The sequence below is a fragment of the Vibrio sp. Vb1755 genome (assembly GCF_033338635.1).
Taxonomy (GTDB): Bacteria; Pseudomonadota; Gammaproteobacteria; order Enterobacterales; family Vibrionaceae; genus Vibrio; species Vibrio alginolyticus.
In genome coordinates this window covers 1-12,571 of sequence record NZ_JAWOTA010000047.1, presented here as the reverse complement: position 1 = coordinate 12,571, position 12,571 = coordinate 1, and the positions used below count along the sequence as shown (strand labels likewise).

Below are 12,571 nucleotides of genomic sequence, written 5' to 3'. Positions count from 1 at the left end.
GTCATCAGTGGAAGCGATGCGCACATCAAACTCGGTTTGCCCTGCTGGCACCGTCACCACGCCATCGTTTGGCACTGTCACCCAGCCACTTCCGGTGTTGTATTCTAAGGTACCTAAGTCTCCAACTTCGGTATCACCCAAGTTGAGGCCTAGCTCGACTTGTACTGTAGACTCGGCGGCATTCGACAGCGTCACTTTGAAGTTCGCAGTCTCACCCTCATTAATGGTGCCAGCGTCTGAAATAGTCACGCTTGGACGGTCATCATCCGGATCAGGTCCTGGCCCCGTACCGTCATCCACTATCGTTGCCGTCCCCGTATCGCTGCCTTGCACTGCGCCAATGCCAGTCACCGTGACACTGAAATCTTCAGGGCCTTCGTACACCGCGTCATCAATAGAAGCAATGCGCACATCAAACTCAGTTTGCCCTGCTGGCACCGTCACCACGCCATCGTTTGGCACTGCAACCCAACCACTTCCCGTGTTGTATTCTAGGGTGCCCAAATCTCCAACTTCGGTATCACCAAGATTAAGACCCAGTTCCACCTGCGTTTCCGCTTCAGACGCGTTCGATAAGGTGACTTTGAAGTTGGCTGTCTCACCCTCATTGATGGTACCAGCATCTGAAATAGTCACATTCGGGCGGTCATCATCCGGATCAGGGCCCGGACCACTGCCATCATCCACTATCGTTGCCGTTCCCGTATCGCTGCCTTGCACCGCCCCAATGCCAGTCACCGTGACACTGAAATCTTCTGGGCCTTCATAAACGGCGTCATCAGTGGAAGCAATGCGCACATCAAACTCAGTTTGCCCCGCCGGCACCGTCACCACGCCATCGTTTGGCACTGCAACCCAACCACTTCCCGTGTTGTATTCCAAGGTGCCTAAGTCACCGGCTTCGGTATCGCCGAGATTAAGACCCAACTCTACTTGCGTTTCCGCTTCAGAGGCGTTCGATAGCGTCACTTTGAAGTTCGCCGTATCACCCTCATTGATGGTGCCAGCATCTGAAATAGTCACGCTTGGACGGTCATCATCTGGATCGGGGCCCGGACCACTGCCGTCGTCCACGATCGTCGCCGTCCCCGTATCGCTGCCTTGCACTGCACCAATGCCAGTCACTGTCACACTGAAATCTTCAGGACCTTCATAAACGGCGTCATCAATGGCAGCGATACGCACATCAAACTCGGTTTGCCCCGCTGGCACCGTTACTACACCATCGTTTGGCACTGCAACCCAACCGGAGCCTGTGTTGTATTCTAAGGTGCCTAAGTCTCCAACTTCGGTGTCACCTAAGTTCAGGCCTAGCTCGACTTGAACAGTGGACTCGGAGGCATTCGACAGCGTCACTTTAAAGTTCGCTGTCTCACCCTCATTGATGGTGCCAGCATCTGAGATAGTCACGCTTGGACGGTCATCATCCGGATCAGGGCCCGGACCACTGCCGTCATCCACAATCGTTGCCGTACCGGTATCGCTGCCTTGTACTGCGCCAATGCCGGTTACCGTGACACTGAAATCTTCTGGACCTTCATAAACAGCATCATCAATGGAAGCGATGCGCGCATCAAACTCAGTTTGCCCTGCTGGCACGGTCACCACACCATCGTTTGGCACTGCAACCCAACCGGAGCCTGTGTTGTATTCTAAGGTGCCTAAGTCTCCAACTTCGGTGTCACCTAAGTTCAGGCCTAACTCGACTTGAACAGTGGACTCGGAGGCATTCGACAGCGTCACTTTGAAGTTCGCTGTCTCACCCTCATTGATGGTGCCAGCGTCTGAAATAGTCACGCTTGGACGGTCATCATCCGGATCAGGGCCCGGACCACTGCCGTCATCCACAATCGTTGCTGTCCCCGTATCGCTGCCTTGTACTGCGCCAATGCCGGTTACCGTCACACTGAAATCTTCAGGGCCTTCATAAACAGCATCATCAATGGCAGCGATACGCACATCAAACTCGGTTTGCCCTGCTGGCACCGTTACTACGCCATCGTTTGGCACTGCAACCCAACCGGAGCCTGTGTTGTATTCCAAGGTACCTAAGTCACCGGCTTCGGTATCGCCCAAGTTGAGGCCTAGCTCGACTTGAACTGTAGACTCGGAGGCGTTCGACAACGTCACTTTGAAATTCGCTGTCTCGCCCTCATTAACCGTACCTGCATCACTCATCGTTACCGCTGGGCGATCATCATCAGGATTTGAGCCAGGTCCACTACCATCATCTAAAATAGTGGCAGTCCCAGTAACAGGTGTGCTTTGTTCTTCTGTCGTGCCAGAGAGCGTAAACGTTTCTGGGCCTTCAAATACAGAGTCGTCAATAGAGTCTATAGAGACCGTAAAGTCACTTTCACCCGGTGGGATCGAAATGGTAAAGGTTCCGCTTTCACCGACTGAAACTTCTTCTGTTGTACCATCAGAAAATGTTATGAGGACACGCTCATTGACGTAGTCACTCCCGTTCTCGTCAGCTGAGCCGCCTGTTGCGGTTCCATCAAGGAGAGAAAGAATGACATCAGTGTTGTCTTCAGTTGTTTGACTTAGAGTAATATCGAATACAACTTGGTCACCTTCGTTGATAGTCGGACTAGATATTTCTTGAACTAAGATAGTCGGTGGTACAGGGCCATTAATTACTCTGAAAAGATCCAACAAAGATAGTGCTTGAGTTGTAGATAGTCCGATTCCATCAATACCGACGGTCTCAAAATTCGTACTAGCCAACAATTCAGCGCCAGTACGATCTATTGCACCAGTATTTTGGGGGCTAGAACCACTTTCCTCACCTGCAGCTGGCTCAAAATCTTCACCAAGAGCAGTAGGGTCTTCTCCACTAACGATAGCCTCGATTAGCGCAGTGACATCATCAGTAACGTTAATTGAACTACCTTGCGGTGTTACCTGTTGTACAATTAATTCTGATGTATCAGAAACTTCCTCAATAATTAATTCACCAGGCTGAGGTAGCTGACCACTTTCAAGACTTCTCAGGTTCCCATCAAGCCCTATAACCACGACATTGCTCATCAATGAACTTAACGCTACTCGATCCATGCTCTTCATCCTTGTATTAGTTTAATTAAAGGCTTGTTACTGCACTAAACACGTCTATAGTTTAGACAAAATATGAATTTTTCGTTTTATTCCAAGAGGATTTAGTTTTTTGAGAGTAATAAGGAAAATAACCGAAGAATTTGCCTTCATTTAAACCAGTTTCCGCTATGCTCTTAAGATAAAAAGGTTTTCTACGAAAAAATCGACCACTTACCAAGCAAGCTTTGCCTCGTATGCTAGAGTTTAGAGAGTAAGATTGTTGTTTTTTATTGAATTAAACATTTAAACATCAACAAGTTGATAATACGCACTAAGAAAATTCATTGTTTGTAACTTCTCGTCTCAAATATGAAACAGAATAAGAGCGACATGATTTTAGGAGAACTAACGTGAGATGGAATCGAGTACATATAGCCTGCTGTTGCTTAATAGTGTCTTCACCAGTTTTCGGTCAAACTCTAGAGCAAGCGGTTGCACAGACGCTACAAAATAACCCCGATATTAAGAGTGCATTTAACGAGTTTATGAGCCAGAAGTACATAAATGAAGCTTCATCAGGTGCTTACCTCCCCTCTGTTGATCTAGATGCTGGAATTGGATATGAAGGATTAGACCCGTCAGATGAAGTTGGTCGAGGAGACACGGATTACACTCGAAAGGAAGCTTCAGTGACACTGACCCAACTAATATGGGATGGTAGCGCTACATTAAATGATATTGATCGAACCGCAGCTGATGCTGAATCTGTTAGATTTCAACTCTTAGCAGATGCTTCAGATAAGGCACTTGAAGTGACTAAAGTGTACTTGGACGCTGTTAAAGCGTATGAAGTCCTAAAGCTTTCAGAAAACAACCTTGCTGTTCATAAAGATATTTACGATGACATTAAAAAACGAGTCAACTCGGGTATCGGCTCTACTGCTGACTTGACGCAGGTAGAAGCACGTTTGGCAAAAGCACACGGAAACTTAGCTGCTGCTCAAAATAACCTGTATGACTCTCACACGATGTTCACTCGTTTAGTCGGTCAAACACCACAAGGGTTAATCTTTCCGAGAGCGGACCAAAACTTTATCCCGTACACGGTTGATGAAGCGGTAGGCTTGGCATTTGAACTTCATCCCGTTATTCAAGTGGCGCTCGCAGACGTAGACTCGGCTAAGTTTCAATACAAACAGTCTAAAGGTGTTAATTACCCAACCATTTCAATTGAAGCTTCGCAAACATGGCGTGACGACGCTGATGGTTTAAAAGGTCGAAGTGATGAGACACTTGCCATGCTGCGTCTACGCTACAACCTATTCAATGGTGGCAGTGATGCAGCGAACTCAGAAAACTTTGCCTACCAGCTAAATAAAGCAAAAGACTTGCGTGAAGGTGCCTATCGCAATGTTGAAGAAGGATTAAGGCTTTCTTGGAGTGCGCTTGATTTAACATTACAACAAAAAGAGTTTCTATCAGATCATGTAGACTCTGCGTCTGAGACCGTAATTGCTTACGAGAAGCAATATCGCATCGGTAAACGAACACTGCTTGATCTATTGAACACTGAAAACGAGCTCTTTGAGGCGCGTAAAGACTACTTAGATTCTAAATACGCAGAGCAGTACGCCAAATATCGAGTGATGAACGCAACTGGGCAACTGTTGAGTGCATTAAGGGTTGAAATGCCTAAAGAATGGCTAGAAGAAGTGGAGTATTAATTATGAAACACATAGCTTTTATTACACTCTCATTAATGCTCTCCGCATGCAGTTCATCAGATCGTGGTGATGAATATGATTACATAGATACCCCAATTGCCGATCAGTGGGCTGATCATATAGATGATGACTCTGACGGAGTCATTAACGAGCGAGATTTGTGCCCGGGTACACCTTTGGGTGCCGAAATAGACAACGACGGTTGTGGTTCGTACGTTGACTCCTCACAAGAAATGCAAATTCGAGTACTATTTGCGAACGATTCCGATGTGATCAACCCTATCTTTACGCAACAAATTCTTGAACTATCCGACTTTTTGAAAGAGTACCCGAACACGTCTATAGAGATTCAAGGTTATGCTAGTCGCACTGGTACTGCAGAACATAATCTTGACTTATCTAAGCGCCGCGCTGAAAACGTTAGAAAAGAGCTCATGAAGAACGGCATTAGTGGAGATAGAGTTACCATTGTCGGCTATGGAGACACAGTACTTGCGACACAAGGTACAGACCAAGTTAGTCACGCATTGAACCGTCGAGTAACCGCAACAGTGATTGGCCACAAGGGTGAAGTGAAGAAAGAATGGACCGTTTTCACAACACTTCCAAAAAGCTAGCACAACAATAAACAGACCGTAAAAATAAAAGGTCTAGCAAATTGCTAGACCTTTTTTGATTTTAAATTTGACTACAGTTTAGCGCTACTACATGTCTTTGTACTGAGCTTCTAAACTCGCAATTAAGCTTTGAGTCACATCATCAACACTTGCACCGTCAAAATGGATGTCCAATGTCGAGCTCCCTTTTGTAATACTCAGGTTTGCCTCAGATCCCCCGTCTGGTGCCACTTCTACATGATACTCTCCGACATCACCAGTATGATCACCTGATTGAAGATCATTAAGAAGCTCTCCAATTTCATCTTTAGATAAGTCGTCAAACAGATCTGAGAAGTCTAGAGCGTCTTCATTTTTATTGAAGTCAGTGACAGTATCAACATCGTTAGTGACTTCACTCCACTTAAAGATGTCGGCCCCTTCTGACCCTGTTAAAGTATCACTACCTAAACCACCAATCAGAATATCATCCCCTTCACCGCCAACGAGTATGTCGTTGCCACCATGACCAAATAGTAAGTCATCACCAGCGCCGCCATATAAATTATCCGATTTATCTCCTTGGTGAGTTTGGTTGAATTCTTCCAAGTTATTTCTAACGTACTCATGTATATCTTCGCCGTCAACGGTAGACACATCCTGACCCGTTTGCTGCGCCACATGTGATTGAATCGCACTTAAGCCTTGTTCATTACCACCAAACTCAATTAAGTCACCTAACAAGATATCGTTACCTTCACCTCCTTGAATAGTGTCTGAACCTTGTTTGAGAGGTACATCTTGACCCAATATCGTTTCAGCAAGCTTAGTAACATCAATATCTGACTCTACCACACCATCAGTGTCATACTGCTTGAGTGTATGTTCATCAACGCCACTCCCAAGACCTATCGCTTCTATAGAGGACAATGCCGCTAGTACTTGATACATGTGTTGAGCTTGTGTCGAGCTATTCCCTTCATCGTAATAACGGATAGAGCCATAATATCTGTCGATATCGCCAAGGATTCTTCCTGTTAGCGGTGAATAAACCTTACCGTAACTATCTATAACGACATCACCTTTGTAGGTAACTGTTTGTCCGTATGAGTAATTGTTTTTACTCGCAATATCTTGCAGGGTAACAAGCTTGCCAGAATTATCGACGTCCAAAATCACTTTCGAGAATTCACTCGGTGCTACACCATAGAGGTATGTTGCTCTATTTGGTTGACCATCCGTAACAAAGTACGTGATATTTTGGCCATTAGGGTTAGGTTGACTGCTGAACCATTCAACGGCCGACTGTAAGCCCGCCTCATAGTTTGTGCCGCCAGAACCCTCATCATCAATTACACGATTCAACTCTTCTACAAACTCTTTTCTTGCTGTAAGAGAACTCAAGTCAACAGAAATCACCGCTGATGCACTTGAAGCAAATTCACTAAGGTGAATATTCACTGTCCCTGGCTTCTCTCCTTGATTTACCGCACTTAACAGCTCATCAAACACATCTAGCACTTCTTGCTTCGCAGTTCCTACCCAGTTACCCATGCTCCCTGAAGTGTCCAGAACAAATGCGATGTTGTAGTCCTGACCTGCAATGATCTCCAATCCTTGAACATCACCAACAATAATATCGTGATCGTCACTACCCGTTATCTGATCATTCCCATGCGATCCCGACTCCAACACATAGTCACGAGCTGTAAGCTCAACGGATTCAGTTGTTGAAGCTGCGTCATTATTTGATCCTTCAACAGACGTAGCAGTAACGCTTAGCGGGAACTCTAAGCTGCCTTCATAATCGAATGGCACTCTGATATCCAGGGAAAGCTTACCATCTGTACCAAGAGTGACAGGGTAATCTCCATTTGAATCTTGCTTAATTGCGACCCCATCAACATACACGTCAACACCGTCTGGTAGATCTTGTACAAGAGCAGTCTGCGCTAAATCCTCACTTCCATCGACATCAACTAGATCAACATCCACATCGACCGAAATCCAGCGATCTTGAAGCACTTCATAAGTGCCATCAGGTTTCAAATCAACAATTTTGTCTGCAAAAACAACGCGTTCAATTTCATATAAATGATCACCTCGGTCATCACTACCTGTATGATCGTTTACCGAATCGATAGAACGACTATCTAATAAAATCCAATATGGAACTTTACCTCCATGATCGTCTTTGAAGGTCATTTTGTAGTCATCAAAGTTCCCTGTTAAGTAGACTGTATCTTTACCATCATGCAGAGTAAGACTGGTCGCGTCATCACCATAAAACGTATCATTGTTACCACCGCCAACAAATACGTCATCGCCACCGCCACCATAGAATACATCGTTGAAATCTGTCCCAACAAACAAGCTGTCGGTGTCACTTAAGTCAGTATTGACTCCCAACACAACACCAGCGTGTGTATTAATTTTAGGTACTGCATTATCCAACCCAAGGTTGGCTGCGACAGCCTCATTTTCGGTATTGGTATTATTTATTGCCGATGTAGCTAAGTGATGGTTTGGATCAATAGCATCTCGTTTAACTAAGTCGCCAACATTGATCGTGATCGTAGGTGCATCTGCGATAGCAACAACATTGATATCAAGTGTATTTGTTACGCCAGTATTTGTGGTATAGCTAATTAATGGAACGTCACCTGACCAATGCTCAGCAGGTTCAAATATGTAACTACCATCTCGGTTTACTAGTAACGTACCACTAGTCAAAGAAACACTTTCGCCTACCTCGTAATCAGCACCATCGATAGTAAGATGATCTACCATCAGAATATTGTCGCCGTCAGAGTCATTAAGCAATACATTCCCTTGTAGAGTATTGTCTTCTATGGTTTCGCCCAAATCACTTTCCGTTTCCGTCGGTAAGTTCTCATGTACTACAACATTGATCGCCAAGTTAGATTCTGCTGAATCACCATTCGAGCTTTCTGTACTCGTTGCAGTCAAATTGATAGTGAAGTCATCATGGGAGCCCGCAGGTGGAGTCACAGTAAGTGCATCTAATGCCCAACTTGTCACGTCCAGTTCTTCATCAATAGTTGCGACAGTAATAGAACTATTTCCATCTGAAAGGATCGCACCTACAGGTAAGCCAGTTAGCGTGACTTTAAGTGATTCAGAGCCATCTGTATCATTTAAGCTTGCTTTAATTTCAGAGAGCGGTATCGCTGTATCTTGTAACCCTTCGTTCAGCTGGTATGTTTCGTAAAACGCAACACCATTAACTTCTTGTAGTTCAGACGTTCTGATATCAGTTGCTTCTAGTGCACTTTCATCACTAACTACGTAAAGACTACTATTGCTCAGGTTGACAGGCGCTTGTCCATTAATGGATACATCCACATTAAAGTTACCCGGACCACTTTGGTTATGGTGATAAATTTCAATTGGATAAAAGCCAGATACCGAAGGGGTAAAGCTAGCTCCCTTAATATCACCACTGTCGCTCCCCCAACGAGCTTGATCAAGTAACGTACCACCCAACTTGATTGCAAGGCTATCATCGGCTTGACCGACAAAGTCGTAACTCGAGCCAGCTTCGAGATAAACAAGAGATGTGACTAGAACGGCCTCATTTGCCAAGGTTGCATGAGTCCCTAAATCTTCCACATTTGCCCAACTCAATCGAGTACCATCGGCTTCATTAAGAGCGTTGATCGCTGAGATTAGAGTCTCTCCATTGACCCCCATACCATCACTAGAACCAACTTGAACATTACTCCATGTCGTAACGTTAAACTCTTGTTGAGGCAATGAGTTTAATGGCGTCACTGCAATTAAGTTCGGTTTGTCAGCTACAGGGTTCACGTCTATTGTCAGTGTCGACTCTTGACCAGAGCTCTGCCCATCTGTCGGTTTAAAACCAATTTGAGCGTAACTAGATTCCTGATCTCCGACTTGATTTCCGCCGAAGCTGTCACTGCCTGATTCATTTAATTCAGGTACAAAACGAACACCGTTTTCCTCAAAAAGCGATTTATCGAGGACTTGATCGATTTGTACAGACTGCCAATCGCCTTGCGAATCTCTGTACTCTAATGAGCCATCGCTAGGAAGCGTTGTAATTTGGACGGAGAGATCTGATACATCAGAGTCCACATCGCTAATACCGAATGATGACCAATCAAGCATCACTTGAGTATCTTCATTCATCTCAACCACTGAAGGCGAAGATTCAGGAGCATCATTCACATTTACCAGAGAAACATTTACCTCGGCAGTATCAATCCCGCCAGTTCCATCGATAACCTCAACCTGAAGCATATAATCGCCCAAGTCAACATCATCGATTGTCTTGTTCAATGAAATCTCTCCGCTTGTCGGGTCGATATCAAAAATACCATTAGTGCTCGAGCCATCTGCAAAGCGGTATACAAGCACGTCATTATCGTGATCTTCAGCAACGACCGTGCCGATAACGGCCCCACTCACCGTGTTTTCGTTAACTGACCCGAAGTCGTAAACATCATCATTTGGTTTGTCACCAGCACTATCGCCGCCAGAAATAAACTCTGGAGCGTGCTGAGCATCTATAATAGAGACTGTTGCTTCATTCGAGTCACTTGCAAGCGTCGAATCTGCACCAACCGTATCAATTAGAGTCACGGTTAGGTTTTCAAGATCTTCGTAAATACCATCATCGAGAGTTTTTATATCAATCGGCGCCGACGTTTTACCCGCTGGAATCGTGACTGTGTACGTACTTGGAGCAATATAATCTTTGTCATCAACATTCCCTCCGATTGTGAATGTTACCAGTACATCTTCATCTGCTTTTTGGTCAATGTTGACGATAAATTTTGCATCACTACCTTCATCAACTGAGGATTGATCTGAGCTAATAGTCACTTTCGGTGCACTTTGGGCATCAACGATCACAACACTTGCGCTGTTATTTGAAGCAATGCTCGCATCAGCGCCATCCACCTCTTTAATGGTTACTGTGAAAGATTCTGCGCCCTCATAAATACCATCGGTGACCGTCAGTAAGTCAAGAGCAGCTGAAGATTGACCCGCAGGAACTTCAACACTCAGAACGCCAACAAAATCTTTTCCATCTTGGGCCACGCCACTATATTCGACATGAACCGTAACACTCTCATCTGCAACTTTATCAAGTGTCAGCGTAAAGCCTGCCGTTTCACCTTCATTTACGCTGTTTTGATCGGCACTAATACTAACTAAAGGTGCAGGATCAGAATCCACAATATTTGCGTTACCAGTTGCAATACCATTACTGGTGACACTACCGATTTCCGTAACCGTCAAACCAAAGCTCTCATCACCTTCATGGACATTATCTAGTTTGGTCGGGACTGCGACTTTAATTTCAGCGACACCTGGAGGTATGGTAACGTCTCCATTAGGCGCCATATCTAATGTTTGAGTTTGACCATGAGTATCCACATAGGTCACTACCATAGTGCCTAAATCAACATCTTCCGCAGTATAGCTATCATTTGTTGTTGACTTCAGATTGACGACAACGGCCTCTTGAACAGGGTTAGAGAGTAAAACGGTAAATATTGCGTCAGTTCCTTCAATGACATCGCCGGCATCTACTACGCTAAGTTTTGTACTGTCATTATCAAGAACTGTTGCCGTCCCCGTTTCACCGCCGATCTCAAGAACGATCGTTTCGCTGCTTTCCACAACCAAGTCATCAATAGTCGGAATCGATATTTCGAAGCTACTTATACCTGCAGGAACAATCAAGTAACCACCTAAGAAAACAACACCATTTGTATAGGTTGCATTTGATAGATTTACGTCATTCTTATCAACTGAAGAACCTTGAGCAAGCATATCAACTTGGTACTTAACGGCAGTGCTGGTGGTTTCATTTAGAACAACCGAGAACGTGACATTGTCACCCTCAGTCACGCTATCACCGACCACAGACAGGCTTGGCCCATTTTCAGCAATATTACCATCTAGCATTTCATTAACGATATTGACTGTAGATGGATCGCTAACGCCATTTTCAGAGTCGACTGCCACATATCCAAAGCTGTCTTCGGCAGGTACACCTTCTACATAACGTAACTCCCAGTTCCCTTCATTTTTCGTAGAAAAATCTAACTGAGTAATGACCGAACCTTCAGGAAGAGCTAGATCTTTCCCATAACCAACGCTTGTTTCTTGGAATAGCATGAAGTTGCCTTCAGGCTTCAAAAACTCGAACGTTTGAGTCTGTTGGACATTATTTGAATCTAAGTATGTAACCGTAATAAGTGCTGCGTTGTCATCACCGTAATCAAACAATCCACCTAATCCATCTAAGCCAAGGTTTACGCTGCCCACAGGGTTATTAGACAAATCGATCGTAATCGTTTCACCTTTCTCAATACCCTGCCCATCATTGTCAGCGATACCATTGCCGATGTGTGACACCTGGCGGTTGTACTGCGCAAGCTCACCGCTATCAGAAGAAATGGTGATAGAAGCTCCATTTGCTAAATGCTCAGTACGGGAATGTGATGAACCACCATCCTCACTTAATCCCCAGTTATTGAAATCTGTTGTAGATTCCGAGCTATTAGGCGTATTAGGACGATCTTTGATACCTAATAAGAAGCCAACATTATCAGCTTCATAGTAAAGGCTGTCTTTGTCATAAAGCGTATCGCTTACTTCTTTAATTTCGTGCAACTCACCATCACTATCTTTAAAGAACAACGTACCTGAGGTTGGCAGTTCAGTAATCCGCACATGCAAATCGTTGCCATTTAAGTCATCTTCAATATCCGCTATATGATCCTGAGAGTCGCCATCACCTAAAGGTTTCATATCAGTATCAAATACAACTTGCGTCAAAGGCTTGTCAGTAACATGCGTAAAGTCCTCACTGTCAGGCCTGTCATTCACTGGTGTGACATCGACGTTCACCGTGGTGGACTCCGATACCCCACCGGAGGTGACGATGTAGGTGAAGCTGTCTGTACCGTGGTAGTTGTCGTTTGGCGTGTAAGTCACGCTGCCGTCCGGGTTGACCGAGACCGTGCCGTTGGCTGGACCGTGATTGGTATCCAACGACACCACTTTGTCGTCGCCTTCGAACGTGTCGTTCTCTAAGACCTTGATGACGGTTGGCGTATCTTCCACAACCGTCGCTTTATCTGCCACGATGTCCGCCACAGGCGCAACTGTGAAGTTCACCGTTTGGCTAACGCTTTCACCGCTTGGATC

The 12,571-nt window shown here is 45.1% G+C and carries 4 protein-coding genes; 2 read left to right on the top strand and 2 right to left on the bottom strand.

Translation table 11 applies throughout. The annotated features are described in order from the left end of the window. Positions 1–3,060 (bottom strand): Calx-beta domain-containing protein (locus tag R7E00_RS22090; protein WP_318124471.1); only part of this gene is annotated, 3,060 nt, incomplete at its 3' end. 389 nt (positions 3,061–3,449) lie between these two features. Here R7E00_RS22090 and R7E00_RS22085 point away from each other — a divergent pair. Both R7E00_RS22085 and R7E00_RS22080 read left to right on the top strand, forming a co-directional pair. Then, positions 3,450–4,763, top strand: coding sequence for a TolC family outer membrane protein (locus tag R7E00_RS22085; RefSeq protein WP_021707835.1), 1,314 nt, complete (start codon positions 3,450–3,452; stop codon positions 4,761–4,763). A gap of 2 nt (positions 4,764–4,765) precedes the next feature. Then, on the top strand, positions 4,766–5,380 hold the full coding sequence (locus R7E00_RS22080; RefSeq protein WP_005377363.1) for an OmpA family protein: 615 nt from the start codon (positions 4,766–4,768) through the stop codon (positions 5,378–5,380). Between the two features lie 87 nt (positions 5,381–5,467). Here R7E00_RS22080 and R7E00_RS22075 read toward each other — a convergent pair whose 3' ends face one another. Next, positions 5,468–12,541, bottom strand: coding sequence for an Ig-like domain-containing protein (locus tag R7E00_RS22075; RefSeq protein ID WP_318124470.1), 7,074 nt, complete (start codon positions 12,539–12,541; stop codon positions 5,468–5,470). Positions 12,542–12,571 lie beyond the last annotated feature (30 nt).

Coding starts and splice junctions, on each gene's coding strand:
- R7E00_RS22080 (WP_005377363.1), top strand. CDS start 4,766: ATGAAACACATAGCTTTTATTACACTCTCATTAATGCTCTCCGCATGC.